Source organism: uncultured Campylobacter sp. (assembly GCF_937997535.1).
Lineage (GTDB): Bacteria > Campylobacterota > Campylobacteria > Campylobacterales > Campylobacteraceae > Campylobacter_B.
Map to the genome: position 1 here is coordinate 75,451 of NZ_CALKTT010000003.1, position 16,414 is coordinate 91,864.

Genomic DNA, 16,414 nt, shown 5'->3' on the forward strand with positions numbered 1-16,414 from the left:
TCTCTTATTACTCAAATTTCGATAGGCTTTTAATTTTTTTTAATCGCTGCAAGGCCCCTTCTTTAAATTCTCTATTTGCATAAGTAAGCATATAGATAAGTTCAATATCAATACTTGGACCTAGAAATTCATGGATATTGCTTCCAAATTTAACAAAAGCAAAATCTTTATCCATATCTCGCCCTCCAAAACTAAGCGATAAATCATGCATCTTTCTTTCGATTTCGTGTGCTGCAGCAAGTATGTTTTGCGGAATTTTTCCACTTTTTTGTATCTCTCTAAGTTTACTCAAATCTATTTGAAATACTTTTGTAAACTCGTCGTTTGTTCTTATAGCAAGGCGCTCTTTTATATCGTCTATATCCTCGTATTCATTATTCGGATCTCTCTCTATCAGATACCTTGCCGTCTGCACGTCTTCGCTCTGTGCGCGCTTTAGCACTTCTTTAGGATCCATAATAAACCTAGCGTTATAGTTCCCGCCTTTTATGTTGTTGCCATTTATAAAGTATCCGCTAGATCCGTTTATATTCATACTTACGTTTTTCGGAAATTGTAGCTCTATTATCCTACGCCATTTTTGCGGGATAGTTTTTCTACTTATCCATCTGTCTATTGATCCTTTCGAGGTATTTAATGCCACCGCCAGCTCTTCATCGGTTTTTAACCTTAGACGAAATTTTAAATCGTCCAATTCCTCTCTCACCGTCATTTAATGCTCCTTTATAAAAAAGTTATAAAAATACTTGACATTTATATAACTTTTGTTATATAATTAATGCAGAAAATTAAGAAAAATGGTTTTCTTTTTTCAGGACAAAATCGCTTAATTATATCAAATCTTTGCGTAAAAGGAGTTGAAAATGCGCAAGAGTATCGATTTCTACTCTATCGGGGATCGATTGGATCTGATGAGAAGACTTACAAATCAGAGCCTAAAAGACGTGATGCTTTTTTTAGACACATCCAAATTTATCTATAAAAAGGTTCGCTTCGGCGAGAAGCTTATCCCTTTTGAGTGGGTTATGCGATTTGTCGAAAGATATGGCTTCAGCAGGGATTGGATATACACGGGCGACGGCGAAATTTTTGAGCCGGTTCGCAGGTAATTCATAAGAAAAGAGGGTTTATCGTGAGTGAAGTAAGTGAAATTTTAACAAGAGCGCGCTTCTTTGCCGGCGTTAAGACCGATGCAGAGCTTAGCACCCTTTTAAAAATTCCATACGGAACGCTAATCGGCTGGAAGACTAGGAAGAATATCCCAGAAAGCAGGATCGCGCAGATGGCGCTAATCCTCGGCATACGTCGAGATACGCTAATTCCTGCGAACAAAGAGATAGAAATCCCACATTCGTGTGAAGGCTGCTGCGGCAGCTGTAATAACAAACCTTCAAACAAAACAAAAGCGCCCAAAGAGCCTGAACTAAAAGTGTCAAAACATTACGTCCTACTTAGCACCCTTAGCACCCCGGCGCAAAGAGCCGAGGCGGTGCGGCTTGATAACTCCCTAAAACTCGGCGAGTTTTGCGAGCTGCTTCACACTTCGCGCCACCTCTACAACCGGGCGAAAGATGGACAATACCCTTTCTTGCTCGAATGGGCGTATTCGCTTAAAGAAAATTTGCACGTCAATATCGATTGGCTCAAAAGCGGCGTCGGTCCGATCTATGAGATCGAATTTACTGAGGATATGAAAATTTTATAGGGGGCGGGATATGTTAGAGGCTTTTTTTGAAATGGGCTTTGCGGATTGGGCGGTAGCCCTGCTTTGCCTTGCCCTTTTAGAGCTTATCGGATACGCGCTTTACAAGCAGGGCGGCGGGCTATGAGAGAGTTTATGTCCCTAGAGTCCGCTTGCGCTACCTACGAAACCCCGCGCAAGGCCCTGCAAAACCTATCCTATTTCGACCGAAGGACCGGGCGCGACGATAGATTTTATAGGCAAGATGGGCATCTCTATGTTAGACAAAACTACAAATGTCCTCATTTTGACGACATCGCAGAGCTTTATTACAGAGCCTTAGAGTGCGCCGATAGCGAAAAAGAGATAGCCAAATTTATATCTCGCCGCACCGGCAAAAACATCAATGCGGTTTATTTTTATTTCAGAAATTTCAAGTTCAAAAACCCTGACTTCGCCCGTATCGTAGCAAAGCTTCTCGGGATTTTTATAAGGCAAAACAATCTATTCGCGGAAGTGGGATATTAGCATGGATAATATATTTCAGACGATAAGAGAGACGATAGACAAAGAGCAGTTTAGAGATTATATAAGCTCAAAATACGGCATAGAGTTTAAGGGCCGCACGGCTAACGGATTCTGCCCTTTTCACGATCACGATCACGACACGCCGAGCCTCGGCGTCGCAAACGGCAAGAGCGGCGGGGCTTTCTTTCACTGCTTCGCCTGCGGAGCTAGCGGCGATATCGTGAGATTTACGGAGATGAAAGAGAGTATCCCTCCGCTTGATGCCGCCGCTGCTGTGTGCGAATACTTCGGCATCCCGCACAATATCAAAAAGGGCGAACTCAGCGAGGAGCAAAAGGCGCAGATCGAGGCTAGAGCAAAGCTTTTGCAGGAGCAAAACGAAGCCCGCGCAAAATCGGACGCCGCCAAGAGGGCCGCCGCCGAAAAAAGGATGCGAGCTCGCATTGCGTCCATCGCGCCGGAGCTTGTTTCAAATTTTGAAGCCATAAGACCGACGCTCATAGAAAACGGGCTGCGCGGGATTTTCGTAAACTACGAAGCCCCTACCTTTCTGACCTACTCCAAAGACGCGATAGGATATTCGAACGAGCATCAAAGCATAGCGATCATCATTCGCGACGAGCGAGGCGTGCCGCTAAATATCAAATACCGAGAAAAATTTGCTTGGGATGCCAAGACTCGCGCTATAAGCTCCGAGCGTATGAGCGGCAAATGGATAGGCGAGAGCGGAGCCGCTGCGGCGCCGTTTCCGATTAGATATTTTTTAGATAACCCGGACGATCGCGTCATCGTCTGCGAGGGCGAAAAAGATGCCTTGAATTTGATGAGCTTCAACGTAAACGCCCTAACTTTGGGCGGCGCGGGGAGTAGATGGGACGAGTATCTGGAGCTGCTGCGCGGCAAGGACGTCTATATCTGGTTCGACCACGACGAAGCGGGATATGAAAACGCGATCAAAAGATATTATGAGATCAAGCCCGTAGCGCGAAACACCCATATCGTGCTGTTTTATATGCTCGAAAAAGATCTGAATAAAAAATATGACATCAGCGATTGGCTCTACAACCATACCTCAAAGATCACAAATGACAATATGTTTGATCTACTGGCGTTTAGTTGTTTCGAGCCGACAAATATCGTGATCGATGAAATTTGTGATTACTTTCCGAATTTGCGCGAGAAGCTGGCGCCCTTCCGACGCGGAAAGATCGTGCATTATTTCGATGAAATTTTTGACGAGTTTCTGCTAACCGATAAGAACGGCAACTGCGTCAATATATTCACCGTCAGGGGCGAATTGGACGAACCCTACATCAATACTATCCTAAAAAACGCCAAGGCGCTCAAGAAGTCGGATAGCGATACCTACGAAAGGATCAAGAGAGCTTTTTTCGACGGCGCGCTCATAGGCGAGATCGCCCAAAAAGATTGGGATAAGTATAGCGCGACGTTTGACAAACTACTTCAGATAAACAAGACCGTGCTTACGAATTATCACCAAACTCACATCGTGGATATGGTGGAGAGTTTCCTTGCTTCGGTAGAGAAGCTCGGATATCCTTTCGCACAATACAAAGGCGAGCTGTATTTTTGGACGAAAACGCACTACGCTAGGGTCGATCTGCGCGTGTTAAATCACTTCCTACAAGAGTATTGGATGCCGAGGGCTTGCGTGGACGTGAAGAAAAAGAGCGTGGATAACTCCACGAAGATCATTGAAAATTTACTTAACAAAGCCCACCCACTCGATACGCTCAAGCGCGACGAGCAGAGGCGGGTTATAAATTTAACCAACGGCACAATCTTTATTTCCAAATACGGGAATATCACCTTTAAATCGCGCCACGAAAAGGGCGACGGCGCGCTTAATATTTTGGATTTTGCATACGATAAAAACGCCGCTTGCCCGAAATGGAATAGATTTCTGCGCCAAATTTTAGCAGACAAGGACGACATCAAGACCTTGATGGAGTTTATCGGATACTGCTTTCTGCCGAGCCACGAATTTGAAAGCTTTCTGTTTTTATACGGCAAAAGCGGCGCCAACGGCAAGAGCGTTATCTTAGATACCATTCGCAACTTTTTTGGCGAAGACAACGTCTCAAGCCTCCAGCTTCAGCAGTTTGAGGGACATCAGCTTTACGGGCTTAGCAATAAGCTCATCAATATTGGAACCGAGATCGACAAGAATGGCACCGACAAAGGGCAACTTGCAAATTTAAAGGCTCTTGTGTCTACGAAGGACAGTATTATGATAAATCCAAAAAACGAAAAGCCTTTTAATCTCTTGCCGAATGAAAAGCCCAAACTCGCTTTTTCGGGAAACGCCAAGCCTAAGCAGGGTGTGGATAACGCAACGCTTCGCAGGATGGTGCTTATCAGCTTCGATAAGGAGATCAAAGACGGGCAAAAGATTAGAGGGCTTAGCGACCGCTTTAACGACGAGATGGCAGGGATTTTCAACCTTGCTCTTTCCGGGCTTATGAGGCTCGTAAAGCAGGGCAAATTTACCCGCTCCAAGCGAATGCTAAGCGAGCTTGAGGAATATAGGGACGACGTCAATCCTATGAGGGCTTTTGTAAGAGATGCCGTCATCCCCGATGAAAACTATTTCGTGCCGAATAAATACCTCTATATCCTCTACAAGACATACATCGAGGACAAGGGCGGCACCCCGCAGAAAGAGAAAAATTTCTATGCAAATTTTATAGATGAGTGCACGATAAAGAATATCAAGGTTACGCGCGGAAGAAGACGGATGCCTTATCCTTTGGTGGGGCTGAGTGGCGATAGGCCTCATTGCGTATTCGGAATCCGGGCGAATGAAAATTTGGACTTTAACAAAATCAACGTGGACGGCAGTTTTATAGAAATCGGCGCCCTAAGCGAATATCAAATCGGAGGGGCAAGAAGCGATGATGAAGAATAACCTTGTCCCACGATACGGGCTTTTGTCCCGCTATTGTCCCACTATCTTGATCCGATGCTGGGACGGCGAAACTGCGGTAAAATCGGCTCTGGCGGCTTGTTGTCCCAGCGTCCCAGTATTTTTGGCTATATATTCATATATTTTTATCGCTAAATTTAAACTTAATTTGCCTTTGATTTTTAAATTTTTTTCTACCGATTATATAGGGAAAATGATGGGACAGAAAGAAAGCTTAAAGAAGCAAACAACGTTTTTTAGGATATTAACCCTTGTCCCACGATTTGCAATCTTAAAGGGACGGAAACACCGCGAACGTCCACTATACGGGATTTTGAGCGGGACAGCATTTTTCGGCGATAGTGGGACAGCTGGGACAGAAGCGAAAGAGAGGGCGCGAGAGTGGACGCTATGAACGAGATACAGCAAAAAGCCTTTGACATCTATATCCAAAGCGCGAGCTTAGAGAACGACTTTACTCCTATATCGGAGCGAGCTTTAGCCAAAAAGCTTCACGATATGGGGCTGAAAAGCTCTATGAGCGCAATAGGCAGATGGAAAAAGAAATTCGGCTGGGCACAAGCCCTACAAAACAAAGTCACCTTGGCTATGAGCGAGGATAAACCCGTAAGAGATATGCTTCGCAACTCCAGCCTCAAGGCGGTCGTGGAAAACACCAAAGTGGATATTGAGCGAAACGATGTGCTTATGGCTAGCTCATATCAATTTTTTGAGAGCGAGGCTCGGGAAATTTTAGAAAAAAAGAGAAACGGAGAGATTATTTCAAAAGAGGAGAGAGAGACTATGAAATTTATTGCCACGCTTAGCACAACCCGTAAGGATAAGATGCTGGATCGTATGGCGCTTATGCCGCGCGACGCCGTAAGCGCGGATGAAATTTTATCGCGATTTAGCGCGATTTCGTTGGAGGTGGAAGATGACGCGATCGATATTGAGCCATCTGAAGCAGGCGGCGATTAGCACAGGCTTTGCGGCCTTGATGATCGCCATATACATAGTGGTACAAAATTTATTTTAAGGAGAGAGATATGGAAATGGAAATTGCATTGTGGATCATTGTAGTTTTAGGCGGCGTCCTTACGGCGACCGCCGGCATTGCAGCTTTAGTCTTAAGGAAAAACCATGAGTAGCCATACATACATACCGCGTATTTATATCTGCTCGCCATATACGGCGGTGGCTAGCAGGCGCGAAGCAAGACGTATAGCGATCAGGGCGCTGGAGGAAGCCGACGAGTTTTTTGACAGCAAAGGGCTAGCCGTAGAACTCTTTTCGCCCGTGCTCGCAAACTCGGTGCAGTATGCGGATAGAAGCTACGACGAGATTATGAAAATTTGCTTTATGCAGATCGACACGTGCGGAGAGATTTTTATCCCTAGCGCCAAAACCTGCGATCTGTCTTTGATAGCCGGCTCAAAAGGCATAGGGCTAGAGATCGAATACGCAACCGCGAGAGGGTATAAAATCCACAACTATGAGGCCCTACGCAGGGAAAAATTTCATCAAAATTTAAAAGGAGAGAAAAAATGAGTAGCCCCGACCGAGAAAAAGAGCGCGAGCTTTTGCGCAAGATAGACGGACCTGCAGAAAAGCGCGACAAAAAAAGTGCGCTCGCAGAACAAATCCACAGACGACTGCTTGAGCTAAATTTAAAGCAGTTGAGGAAAATTTTAAAAAGGATCGAAAAATGAATGAAATCTTGTTATTAATATACTTGGCGGATCTGTCGGATAAAATGTATCCGCTATTGTTGGGTAGCTTCTGCGTCCTTTTAGCAGGCATAATGTTGTGGTTTGGCGGCATTCAATTCGACGACGATACGAGCGCGCGAATGGTAAAAACCGCGAGGTGCATTATTAAAATATCGATAGTCGTCGCGGTTTTTGCTTTTCTATACCCGTCCAAAAACACCCTTTATATCGCCGCTAGCGCAAAAACAGGGCAGATAGGGATAGAAAAATTGCAAGGTAGCAATACTTTAGAAAAGGCCATCAAGCTACTGAATAAAAAGCTAGATGAAGCTTTAGCGGAGGAAAAGAAATGACAGAATATCAAAAACCAAAAGAAGCGTCGTCCGTGCTCGGACGTTTTGAAAACGGCGGCATCACAGCTGGAGTCGCCGCCGAAAACCAAAGGCTGCTGACGCAAAAAGAGGCTTCGATTATGCTGGGCTATTCCGAAAACAGCAATATTCTCGCCAAAATGCGAATGCCAAAAAACAAAGGGAAGTGGAAATTTATGCCGCGCTTCATAATATTCAACGGCGAAGCCCGCTATCCCCTTGATTGGCTCAACGAGGATATTAAAAAGCTAAAAGAGGGGTGCTAGCCCTTGCGACAAGCAGGACGGAGTATTAATGAGAGCGTTAAAAGATCATAAGCGGACAAGGTTCATGTTTTTGACGACAGCATCGCTCGGTATAGTCGAAATAAGGACAGGCGCAATGTATTACTTTCTCGCCGCGGATAGTTACCTTGACCTCGTTCTTATACCCTCCATAAGCGGAGTATACCAACGGGCAGTTTCTAGAAAAGGTTTCGGTCTTCAAGCCATTTTCTATATCGCGGATTTTTTGCGGCAGAATAAATTTTACCGCGAACACATAACCTCCGCAAGCGCCGAGACAGAAAGCCGCAGCTTCGGAGCCGAAAATGTTTTTTAAAAGATCTAAAAATTCCATACGGAATTATATCTAAATTTAAGGAGAAAAGATGATTTGGATTGTTTATTTTTTAATGGGTTTTGGCATAGGAGCGATCGTCGCGAAAGACTATATCGGATATAAGCGTATGAAAAAGGATAAGGGCTTATGATCTCGCGGCGTCCGCTAAGCCCGTGCGAGCGTTAAAAGATCATAAGCAGACAAGGCTTTTGCGTTGTTTTACGAAACGCGCGTAAGGGCTTTTAAATTTAGATTTCTGTAAAATTGAAGTAAATTTTGAAGGATAAACAATGGGTAAACATATAAAAATAACGGAAGATATGATAAAAGAAGCTTTTAAGGAAAAAAACATATCTGCATTTAATGTTGGAGTTATCTCAGAGGCAATACATATAGCCAATGAAAAATATAATAAACAGGATATACGAACGAGGGAGATTTTAGATTTCTTAGCCACTATAAAGGACGAGTTTTGGGATTTAGAAAACAAAATGCCACCGAAGCAAATATGGGATATGCTTGCTAAAAAAATTTTAGAGTATTTGAAAAATAGCGTAATAGTTCTAGGATACGATGTTGTCAATCAAGAAAAAGCTGTGGCATATGGCAGGGTCGCACGGCAAATAAAACTTGATACAGATCCTTTGTATTCAAACTACTACCTTATAGAAGAGGAGTTAAAAAATAAAATCTCATCTATAGTGGGGTATCTAGTAAAGCCGTCATCTCCTCAAGGGGCTGATAGATATATATATTTTGCCGACAAGGACAGCGAACTTTTATATGTGCTAGAGTGGCATTTTGACGCCGACTATGGAAAAGAGCAAAACATAGTTAAGCGCGTATGTAAAGAACTAAATATCACGCAAAGAGAGCTGGCGGAGAGGATGGATATTCCCGAAAGCACGGTTGCAAGGTGGAAAGGCGGCGACCTGCCGAGACTTGCCGAGCTGTATCTAAATGCTTTGCTTGAGAATATCGAACTCAAATCAAAGCTAGAAACAATCAAAAAAGCCCACGAAATCGTATCAAATCTATAAGGGGAACGAAAATTTCGTTACCCTTTATTTTCATTTTTGGAAGTTTATTTTAGCTATTTTTTCAAAAATGAATAAAAACCCTTGACAAACTTTCAATAATAATATATAATTCGCTTAAAATATTTCAAAAATGAAAGGTTTTAAGATGAATTCTTTATTCACACAACTAAGCCCGCAAGTTGAAATTCTAAATTTCCAAACATTCACTTCTGAATACGTGGCTCAACGTTATGGCGTAAGCAAACAAACCATTATCGACCACAAACGCAACCACGCAGACGAAATCGTCGAGGATATTCACTTCATCTACGAGCTAGCTGACACTAAAGGCGGCGGACAAGAAATCCTAAAATGGACGCTCCGCGGCATAATAAAACTCGGGATGTTTATTCGTAGCGAAAAGGATAAGGGTTTTAGACTATGGGCGGAGCAGGAGCTCGAAAAAGCGATTTTGAAGCAGGTGCGGGATTATGCCGCTATACGCAAACAAAATTTAGTTTACGAGGGTGAAATCTCAAATCTGAAAGCGGATGCCGAGCTTGAGGCCAAGAAATACGGCAGAAAGCTCGCCTACTATAAAGGCGAGACCACAAAAGTGAAAAATGCGCTCGCCTCATATCGCGCCAAGCGTACCGCTCGCGCGGGCTTTCCCGCTCGCATAAACGGCGCCGAGCTATCGGCGCTTAATAAGGAGCTAACCGACGTAAAACACGAGGCGATCTCTCATATGTCCGAGGTCTTTCGCCTAAGGGGCGAGATAGAGGATATGGCGGGCGAGTTAGCGTTAGCCAATCAAACCATAGCTTCCCAAAAAGAATATATCGCGCGCCTGAGCTCCATCGTAGTGCAAGCAAGCATTGAGCAAGCGCAGGCGCCGGCAGCTATGCGGCATGAGCTCGAGCTTTTGCAATCAGATCTTGCCTGCCTGCAAAACAAGCTTTCTGCCGCTCTGTCAAAGCTAAAAGAGCAAAGCGAAAGCAATAAACTTTATCTAAAGGACGAGCGATGAAAAGCATAGGTGGACGGATTTACCCGAGTGAAGAAGGAGAACTTCTTAGCAAAAAGCAAGAGGCGCAGCTGCAAGAATTGGAGCTCTCTTTTAAAGAGGTCTATGGCGAAGATTTCAATATGGATAAAGTTCTAGATAAGCTTTTATATCTCGATACCCTCTACCCAAGCTATGCGAAAGAGCATTTTAATCCTTTGGGTCTACTTGAAATTTATTGCAGATATTTTAAAAAGGATAGCCCCCACAAAAGACGCAAACGCGCCCGCCGCAAAAATAAAGCTAAAAGAAGCGCTGCGTCCGTCGTCATAAACGGCGGGAATATTCAGATAGGAGGTGGAAGCGTGCAGAATAACGGGAAAGGCTCAATACCCAATGGGAAGTAAGAGCTTAGATCATATGGCGCGAAAAGGATACGATCAAACGCGGACGGCTTAAGCTATTAAGTCGTCCAAATAATCTGCCCACCATTGCAATACTCGTAAATGCTCGCGCGAGTTGAAGTCCCTAAAATACGCTTTATCCACTTCATTACCAGGCGTATGCAGCAGCACTTCGTCGATGATACGTTTTTCAAACATCGCCCGCTCGCCGTCGGTTGCCCGAATAGCAAAGGTAGCAAACATCGAGCGAAAGCCGTGCGCGTGCAGATCGGCTATACCCAAGCGCTTTAGCGTTTTTAATAGCGTGCCGTCTGAAATAGCCCAGCCGCTACGCTTAGAATAGGTGCTCGATTTGAAAACTATCCCCTCCGCGCTTATCTCTTTTTGGCGCTCTAAAATTTGCTTTGCTTGTCTCGGAAGCGGCAAGCGCGCATTTACTCCCGTTTTATTGTCGGTCTCTCTAAAATACACAAAATCCCCATCTACCCTCTCCCAACAAAGCTCTCTGATCTGATGCGGACGTTGTGCCATAATCAGGTTGAAAAAGAATAAATTTTTAATCGTCTGATCTATATGAGCGTTTTTTACGATTTCTACAATCTCTTTTAGACGCCTTGGATCCGTTATCGCCTTTCTGTGCTCTACTTTCTTCTTTGGATAAATTTCGCCCATATCACTGACAATCTCGTAGATAAACGATATGTCGCCCGCCGCGTTTTGGGCGCGAGCAAATTTAAGCACGTCGCGCAGGATCGGTATTATCTTTTTAGCACTTGCAAAATTTACGCCCTTAGTGGCCGCGATCACCTCTTTCGTGCCGATCTCATCTATCGGCATATTACCTAGAGGTTGCAGCAGATGTTTATTTACGCGATTTATCATTTTACGGCGGGATTGCCTTATTTTCTCGCTATCCTCGGGCGGAATTTTAATATCCAGCCACGCATAGAAAGCATCTTTTAGCTTCTGCTTTTGCAGCTCGTCGCTCGCGCCAGATTTCCGCAGGCTCATTGCTTTTTCTCTAGCTTCGGCAAGGCTCATATCCTCAAAACTTCCTAATGTCGTGTAGCCTCTTTTTGTGCGTAGCTTGTAATATCTGCTGCCGTTTGCGAAACAGACTAGATACAGCGCACACGTGCTATCGATAGAATACGCCTTGAGTTTACCCTTGCCCTCAAATTTTAATTTCTTTACCTGCGTCGCAGTTAAAATTTTAGCCATTTTATACCCCTGTTATACAGAAAGTTATACATTTTTTGCGAAAATAATTATAAATCGATATAAATTAATATAAATTGAAAATAGCCCTAAAACGCCTTGCCATCGGTAATCTGTAAATGGTTATACATTGATGTAAATCGATATAAAAAGAAGCAATGGTGACCCACAGGAGATTTGAACTCCTGTTACCGGCGTGAGAGGCCAGCGTCCTAACCACTAGACGAGTGGGCCGCGAAATTAAAAATGTGATAATAGCGAAGTGTATATAAATTTTTGATTAAATTATATATTTTTGGCAAAAATAATGCAAAATAAAATTTTCGCCGAAAACCTAAAGCTTTTTGGCATAGCCGTAAATCTTGGTGCTCTAGAGAGTCCGATATGCCGCCCATTCTAGATGGCACATAAATAAGTTCCGTCGTTGCAGCCATAAGCCAAATCGATATCATAAAAACTTGCTGCGCATTGCTATCTGCATCAAAAACGCTAATAATTTAATCGCGCTGATTCAAAGCAAACGATAAAGAAGCCAAATTTAGCATAGCTTTTATTTAGCTTCTAGGCTTTTTAGATACTCATATACTCTTTTATCCTCGTTTTTCCTTGCCCAATCCGATGGAGTTACACTTTGGTTATGAGAACATCTAGCTTTTGGATCGGCGCCTCTTTCTACTAGATATTTTACGATTTCTAGACTATGAGAACTTGCCGCATAATTTACCATGGAGCAGCCATCCCTATCCTTTGCTTTAAAATTTCCGCCGTATTTTTCTAAAAGCTTTATGAGCCTAAAACTCTTCTCATCGTCGTGTTGGCTTCCGAATACGCTCATCATCATTGCGTTATCGGTCAGTCTTTTTGCGCACTCTAGCATCGCGCGAAGCGAATTTTCGCTACCTAACATTACCGCCATTTCGATGGGAGTGGTATTTTCATGACCTTTAAAATTCGGATCGCCGCCCATTTCGCAGTATTTTTTAGCATCTTTGGCGTTGTCTGAATATGCTGTTTTGTGAAGCAGCGTTTGTATCTCATCCGCGCTCAATCTCTCTTCGGTTTTGGGTGCGACGGGAGAGCTTTCGTCGTAAATCTCCTTTAATGAATTTGTACCATAGTATTTACCCGGCTCGTCTTTAAAAATCAAATTTATACCATTTAAATCCGTAAGTTCTATAGAGTCGTTTGTTTTTAAATTTATTATCTTGTTGAAGTTAAAAACTAAATCATCCTTTTTAACCCCGCTATCAAAGATGAAAAAGTGGCTAAACTCGTAAGGAAATTCGTTTTTGTATTCAGGGTTTGACGCCGGATTTATCCTAGAATCGCCGATTTCTATCTCATCATGCCCCCATCTTTTGCCGAATATAAATATATTTGTACCCCAGCTTTTTGAAATTTTATCATCGTTCTCGCCCATTACGAAGATATCGTTTCCCCATGGGTCTTCCACATCGCTTCTGCCGCCCGTCAAAATATAGACGTTGTTATTTCCGGGGCAAACTATAGAGTGCCTCGTATCGCTTTCGGCTATAATGATTTTGTCTGCGTTTTGGTTGCAGCGAGAATTTATGTCCCAATATATGGTTTTGCTAAAATTTAAACTCACGTCTTCTAATACGGTGGTATCAAATCCTTGCGTCACTAAAATCTTTTTAGGAAAATATCCTTTCGCTTGCCCATCTTTGATAAATTTTTCCAAGCTTTGAAAGTCGGTTATATTGCCTCCAAAACAGCTGCCGACCGCCAAAAACAATATAACGATAAATCTCATACTCGCTCCTCTTTTCGAGATAAAATCTTAAAAATTATACAAAATTTGTAAGCAAAATTTACTAAAAACAGCTCAAATTTAAAAATCAAAAATAAGCGTTTTTAATGCTTATAGTAATGGCACTTGGATAGTTATAAATTTTAAGCTGCTCCGCTGCTTTTAAATTTAAAAAGTTAAATCAATTTTAAACAAAATTTGCATAAAATCCCATTTCAAAAATGTATTGCGCGAGTGGCGGCGGCAAATTCAAGCATCATAACGGCGATACCAGATTAAAGTCTCCATAGCGGCGATAGACATAAAACATCGCGGCGGTGCTAGGCTAATCGTCTCGGCGCGCCGGACATAGCCCTCGCAGTGCGCCAAGCATGAAGCGTTCGTAACGGAGCTAAATTTAAAGCCTGCGTGGCGATAATCAAAGCATCGCCCGCCGTTTAGTTGCACGGCGCAAGCCGTGAGCCGCACATTAAAATTTAAAGGTATAAAATGAACGAAGATTTTCAAAGAGCGAAGCTGCAAGGCACGCTCGGCGCGCTCTGCCTACTGGTCGCGAGCATAGCGTATTCTATAAAAGGCGAGATCGCGTACTTGGATTCTCAAATCTTAGTGTGGATTTTGCTTTCATGTTCCTTTACCACGCGCTTAAAAACATCCAAAATATCACGGGCCCGCAGGTCTTTATAATCTTCAAATACGCCTATAGCATCGCGCTTGCGGCGCTATTATATTTTTCAGCCATTTATATACTCAGAAGATGTGATTGCAGTAGGCTGCAAATATATGTGCCGTATTTGATATTTGCAGTTACGCTCTCTTGGATAATTATAAATTTTAAATTGTACGCCGCTACCGGATGCAAACTTTTTGCCGTATACGCCGTGCTGCTAATCGCAGACATCGGCGCAGACGTCATCTACGGCATGATGTTTAAAATACCGGCTCCCGCCGCTATAACGATGGGCGTCATAAATTGCATGGAACTGCTAAATTTAATCTTAAATCCATTGGGGTCCGTAGTGCTGCTTCTTGCGTGGCTTAATATGAAAACCCCGTCAAAGCAAAGGATCTATGGAGCCAGGCGCAGAGATAAAATATGCTCGCGTTTATACTCGCGTGGAGTTTAAATTTAGACCGTGCCGGGGCGTTTGCAAATATGAAATTTCAAGCTGCTTGCGCTGTTTTGGCAAAGACACGGTCGCTAAACCCGCCCGCTGTCCGTCTGCGCAGTGCAAGTTTTGGCTGCATCGGCGCGATCCTCGACAAAATTTAATAAATTCCGCGTCATACGATTATAAGGCCCCTTCTCCGCACTCGTAGCCGAAAATTTTAATCCCCGTATCGCTCTGCTCGTATCGCAACGCGGGGATCTTTTGCAGTAGATTTTTTAGCTTTTCCAGATCGTTTTTCCGCCCGCCGTCAAAGGCTCGCGGCACCCACACCCACGCGATCTCGTCGTATGCAAACGAGCCTACAGAAAAACTCGCCCGCTTTGAGCCTGCATCCCATTTGGAGGAGTTTTTGATCGCGTAGAAGTTCGGATAGAGGATTTTTTTAATGATGAAACATTTGCAAAATTTAAAATCTGCGAAAAACTCCGCCCACGTCGCATCCTCGGTAAAATAACCCTTTGCACGCAGGCGCTTTTTCTCTTTGCGCAGCCTAATCGGCTCATAAAACCGCTGCCAAGCCCTCGCGCAAGCATCCATAAACGCGAGCATGCGGGCGAAGTAAATTTTAAAAAGCGCTTTGAAAAGCTCCATCTACTTCTCGATCTGCGATTTTAGCGACTTATCGATTGCAATCTCGCTGGAGCTTATATCGATCGTCTGAAGCGCCTTGTCCTGGAAGATAAATCCGACCTCCTTTGCGCCGAAGCTCTTGGCGATCGCCTCCAGCGTGTCGGTCGCGGATTTGTGGATCTTACCGCCCAGATCGTTGATGATTTTTAGCGAGAGCTGCTTGACCTCGTCCTTGGCGTCGTCGATGAGGCGGTTTTTATCGCTCTCGTCAAAGCTCGCGCCGAATAGCCCGTTTAGCGAATCGGGCAGCAAAAACGGCAGCAGCTTGGCGTTTTTCTCGTCGTAAATTTTCATATCTTTGATCGAGTATTTGTATTTGCACGGCGGCATCTTGATCTCGTAGCGATCCTCGCCCTGCGGCAGTATCGCAAAGTCGGGGCTTAGCAGGTCGTAAACGAACTCGATCTCAAACTCGAAGATGATGGCGATCTGCTTTTTCGTCATCAGCGGCGAGACGAGCGAGCCCAGCAGCCCGCTGCCTACGTTTTGCTTGCGCGTGACGATCTCTTTGGAGTAAATTTTAAAAACGCTCAGCTCGCCGATGCTTTTAAGCCGCGTGATGTCGGTGGCGATCTGCGGCTTGCTCGCTTGCTCGCCGCTTTTGCGCATCTTAAAAAACATAAAAACCAAGATGCAAAATATCACTAAATTTAGAAGAAAAGCAAAATTTTCCAAATTTCATCCTTTAAAATTTTATCGGTATTTTAGCAAAATACAGCGCCGATTTGTAGTGCAATTGAAATTTTACGATTTTTGCGGCAAGAAATTTTAAAATCAAAGCGTGCGGCGAAGCCGCGACATAAAAATTAGCGCGAGCGTACTAGGGGTAAACCTTGTGGCTAACGTTAATTTTGTACGGCTTGAATTACAACACTCGGAATTTTACGCTTGTTGGTTTTCATTAGAATTAAACTCAGGCGTAGCCTGCACCGCTAGCGTCGTCTGGGGATGGGTGGGGTTTGGGGGCAAGCAGAGCAATGCGGTGCTGCGGAGGCGGCGCCCGCGAGAAATGTGACCTCGCAATTCAAGCCCCCTTCCCGCCCTGAGAGAAATAGAAATTACGGCATAAATTTCACGGGCTGTGAATTTGGTGATAAATTTTATTTTGTAAGTTTCTATAAAATTTCATGGATATAACTTAGCTCTCGGGTGCATTATGCGCGATACTCGTAAGAGGGCGACGCTCAGAGTTGCGAGGCACGCCCGCCCCCTTACCAACCCCCACCCGCACGACGCTAGAAGGGCGAGCTACGCTCGCGCTAAATTTTACGTTTTAAATTACGGCACGCAGATTTTATACTTATTTGTTTCATTAAAATTAAACTCAGGCGTAGCCTGCACCGCTAGCGTCGTCGGGGGGATGGGTGGGGTTTGGG

19 protein-coding genes and 1 tRNA gene are annotated in these 16,414 nt (G+C 44.0%); 13 read left to right on the top strand and 7 right to left on the bottom strand.

Annotated features, from left to right (window positions below):
- Nucleotides 1-7: 7 nt before the first annotated feature.
- Nucleotides 8-712: a hypothetical protein gene (locus tag Q0117_RS00560; protein WP_297921106.1), complete on the bottom strand. Its 705-nt coding sequence runs from the start codon at nucleotides 710-712 to the stop codon at nucleotides 8-10.
- 151 nt (nucleotides 713-863) lie between these two features.
- On the opposite strand from Q0117_RS00560, the gene Q0117_RS00565 reads away from it, so the two are divergent.
- The 12 genes from Q0117_RS00565 to Q0117_RS00620 all read left to right on the top strand — a co-directional run bounded on the left by Q0117_RS00565 (nucleotide 864) and on the right by Q0117_RS00620 (nucleotide 10,250).
- Nucleotides 864-1,109, top strand: coding sequence for a hypothetical protein (locus Q0117_RS00565; RefSeq protein WP_297921109.1), 246 nt, complete (start codon nucleotides 864-866; stop codon nucleotides 1,107-1,109).
- Between the two features lie 23 nt (nucleotides 1,110-1,132).
- Nucleotides 1,133-1,705: a helix-turn-helix domain-containing protein gene (locus Q0117_RS00570; RefSeq protein ID WP_297921112.1), complete on the top strand. Its 573-nt coding sequence runs from the start codon at nucleotides 1,133-1,135 to the stop codon at nucleotides 1,703-1,705.
- Between the two features lie 120 nt (nucleotides 1,706-1,825).
- Nucleotides 1,826-2,209, top strand: coding sequence for a hypothetical protein (locus tag Q0117_RS00575; RefSeq protein ID WP_297921115.1), 384 nt, complete (start codon nucleotides 1,826-1,828; stop codon nucleotides 2,207-2,209).
- A 1-nt stretch (nucleotide 2,210) separates the two neighbouring features.
- Nucleotides 2,211-5,138 (top strand): phage/plasmid primase, P4 family, encoded by a 2,928-nt coding sequence (locus Q0117_RS00580; RefSeq protein ID WP_297921119.1) that lies wholly within the window; start codon nucleotides 2,211-2,213, stop codon nucleotides 5,136-5,138.
- A gap of 399 nt (nucleotides 5,139-5,537) precedes the next feature.
- Complete coding sequence (locus Q0117_RS00585) at nucleotides 5,538-6,116, top strand: hypothetical protein (protein WP_297921122.1); 579 nt, start codon at nucleotides 5,538-5,540, stop codon at nucleotides 6,114-6,116.
- A 162-nt stretch (nucleotides 6,117-6,278) separates the two neighbouring features.
- Nucleotides 6,279-6,686 (top strand): DUF4406 domain-containing protein, encoded by a 408-nt coding sequence (locus tag Q0117_RS00590; RefSeq protein ID WP_297921125.1) that lies wholly within the window; start codon nucleotides 6,279-6,281, stop codon nucleotides 6,684-6,686.
- Nucleotides 6,683-6,847 carry a hypothetical protein gene (locus Q0117_RS00595; protein ID WP_297921128.1) on the top strand — a complete coding sequence of 55 codons (165 nt, stop codon included), beginning with the start codon at nucleotides 6,683-6,685 and terminating at the stop codon, nucleotides 6,845-6,847. Before Q0117_RS00590 ends, Q0117_RS00595 begins: the two co-directional genes overlap by 4 nt.
- Nucleotides 6,844-7,200: a hypothetical protein gene (locus tag Q0117_RS00600; protein WP_297921130.1), complete on the top strand. Its 357-nt coding sequence runs from the start codon at nucleotides 6,844-6,846 to the stop codon at nucleotides 7,198-7,200. The genes Q0117_RS00595 and Q0117_RS00600 overlap by 4 nt, the downstream gene beginning before the upstream one ends.
- Entirely contained in the window at nucleotides 7,197-7,484 is a 288-nt protein-coding gene (locus Q0117_RS00605) for a hypothetical protein (protein WP_297921133.1), read from the top strand. Before Q0117_RS00600 ends, Q0117_RS00605 begins: the two co-directional genes overlap by 4 nt.
- Before the next feature lie 624 nt (nucleotides 7,485-8,108).
- A complete protein-coding gene (locus tag Q0117_RS00610; protein WP_297921136.1) occupies nucleotides 8,109-8,858 on the top strand; it encodes a helix-turn-helix transcriptional regulator in 750 nt (249 codons plus the stop codon).
- A gap of 145 nt (nucleotides 8,859-9,003) precedes the next feature.
- Nucleotides 9,004-9,867, top strand: coding sequence for a hypothetical protein (locus Q0117_RS00615; protein ID WP_297921139.1), 864 nt, complete (start codon nucleotides 9,004-9,006; stop codon nucleotides 9,865-9,867).
- Nucleotides 9,864-10,250, top strand: coding sequence for a hypothetical protein (locus Q0117_RS00620; RefSeq protein ID WP_297921142.1), 387 nt, complete (start codon nucleotides 9,864-9,866; stop codon nucleotides 10,248-10,250). The genes Q0117_RS00615 and Q0117_RS00620 overlap by 4 nt, the downstream gene beginning before the upstream one ends.
- 48 nt (nucleotides 10,251-10,298) lie before the next feature.
- Here the strand turns inward: Q0117_RS00620 and Q0117_RS00625 are convergent, their stop codons facing one another.
- From Q0117_RS00625 to Q0117_RS00640, 4 genes are all read right to left on the bottom strand, one after another.
- Nucleotides 10,299-11,468 carry an integrase arm-type DNA-binding domain-containing protein gene (locus Q0117_RS00625; protein WP_297921146.1) on the bottom strand — a complete coding sequence of 390 codons (1,170 nt, stop codon included), beginning with the start codon at nucleotides 11,466-11,468 and terminating at the stop codon, nucleotides 10,299-10,301.
- Nucleotides 11,469-11,624: 156 nt separating this feature from the next.
- Nucleotides 11,625-11,699 (bottom strand) — tRNA-Glu (locus Q0117_RS00630).
- Nucleotides 11,700-12,015: 316 nt separating this feature from the next.
- Nucleotides 12,016-13,239: an ankyrin repeat domain-containing protein gene (locus Q0117_RS00635; RefSeq protein WP_297921149.1), complete on the bottom strand. Its 1,224-nt coding sequence runs from the start codon at nucleotides 13,237-13,239 to the stop codon at nucleotides 12,016-12,018.
- A gap of 246 nt (nucleotides 13,240-13,485) precedes the next feature.
- Nucleotides 13,486-13,683, bottom strand: a complete 198-nt coding sequence (locus Q0117_RS00640; protein WP_297921151.1) for a hypothetical protein — start codon at nucleotides 13,681-13,683, stop codon at nucleotides 13,486-13,488.
- A 179-nt stretch (nucleotides 13,684-13,862) separates the two neighbouring features.
- On the opposite strand from Q0117_RS00640, the gene Q0117_RS00645 reads away from it, so the two are divergent.
- The gene (locus tag Q0117_RS00645; RefSeq protein WP_297921153.1) at nucleotides 13,863-14,363 is read left to right on the top strand and encodes a hypothetical protein; all 501 of its coding nucleotides are present in this window, start codon (nucleotides 13,863-13,865) and stop codon (nucleotides 14,361-14,363) included.
- A 165-nt stretch (nucleotides 14,364-14,528) separates the two neighbouring features.
- Here Q0117_RS00645 and Q0117_RS00650 read toward each other — a convergent pair whose 3' ends face one another.
- On the bottom strand, nucleotides 14,529-14,999 hold the full coding sequence (locus Q0117_RS00650) for a hypothetical protein (RefSeq protein ID WP_297921156.1): 471 nt from the start codon (nucleotides 14,997-14,999) through the stop codon (nucleotides 14,529-14,531).
- Nucleotides 15,000-15,713, bottom strand: coding sequence for a DUF4230 domain-containing protein (locus Q0117_RS00655; protein WP_297921159.1), 714 nt, complete (start codon nucleotides 15,711-15,713; stop codon nucleotides 15,000-15,002).
- Nucleotides 15,714-16,414: the final 701 nt, after the last annotated feature.

What these genes read in the sequence shown, in the direction of transcription:
- Q0117_RS00650 (WP_297921156.1), bottom strand. Translation starts at nt 14,999, where the DNA reads ATGGAGCTTTTCAAAGCGCTTTTTAAAATTTACTTCGCCCGCATGCTC.
- Q0117_RS00575 (WP_297921115.1), top strand. Translation starts at nt 1,826, where the DNA reads ATGAGAGAGTTTATGTCCCTAGAGTCCGCTTGCGCTACCTACGAAACC.
- Q0117_RS00615 (WP_297921139.1), top strand. Translation starts at nt 9,004, where the DNA reads ATGAATTCTTTATTCACACAACTAAGCCCGCAAGTTGAAATTCTAAAT.
- Q0117_RS00605 (WP_297921133.1), top strand. Translation starts at nt 7,197, where the DNA reads ATGACAGAATATCAAAAACCAAAAGAAGCGTCGTCCGTGCTCGGACGT.
- Q0117_RS00560 (WP_297921106.1), bottom strand. Translation starts at nt 712, where the DNA reads ATGACGGTGAGAGAGGAATTGGACGATTTAAAATTTCGTCTAAGGTTA.
- Q0117_RS00600 (WP_297921130.1), top strand. Translation starts at nt 6,844, where the DNA reads ATGAATGAAATCTTGTTATTAATATACTTGGCGGATCTGTCGGATAAA.
- Q0117_RS00635 (WP_297921149.1), bottom strand. Translation starts at nt 13,239, where the DNA reads ATGAGATTTATCGTTATATTGTTTTTGGCGGTCGGCAGCTGTTTTGGA.
- Q0117_RS00645 (WP_297921153.1), top strand. Translation starts at nt 13,863, where the DNA reads ATGTTCCTTTACCACGCGCTTAAAAACATCCAAAATATCACGGGCCCG.
- Q0117_RS00595 (WP_297921128.1), top strand. Translation starts at nt 6,683, where the DNA reads ATGAGTAGCCCCGACCGAGAAAAAGAGCGCGAGCTTTTGCGCAAGATA.
- Q0117_RS00620 (WP_297921142.1), top strand. Translation starts at nt 9,864, where the DNA reads ATGAAAAGCATAGGTGGACGGATTTACCCGAGTGAAGAAGGAGAACTT.
- Q0117_RS00625 (WP_297921146.1), bottom strand. Translation starts at nt 11,468, where the DNA reads ATGGCTAAAATTTTAACTGCGACGCAGGTAAAGAAATTAAAATTTGAG.
- Q0117_RS00610 (WP_297921136.1), top strand. Translation starts at nt 8,109, where the DNA reads ATGGGTAAACATATAAAAATAACGGAAGATATGATAAAAGAAGCTTTT.
- Q0117_RS00565 (WP_297921109.1), top strand. Translation starts at nt 864, where the DNA reads ATGCGCAAGAGTATCGATTTCTACTCTATCGGGGATCGATTGGATCTG.
- Q0117_RS00590 (WP_297921125.1), top strand. Translation starts at nt 6,279, where the DNA reads ATGAGTAGCCATACATACATACCGCGTATTTATATCTGCTCGCCATAT.
- Q0117_RS00580 (WP_297921119.1), top strand. Translation starts at nt 2,211, where the DNA reads ATGGATAATATATTTCAGACGATAAGAGAGACGATAGACAAAGAGCAG.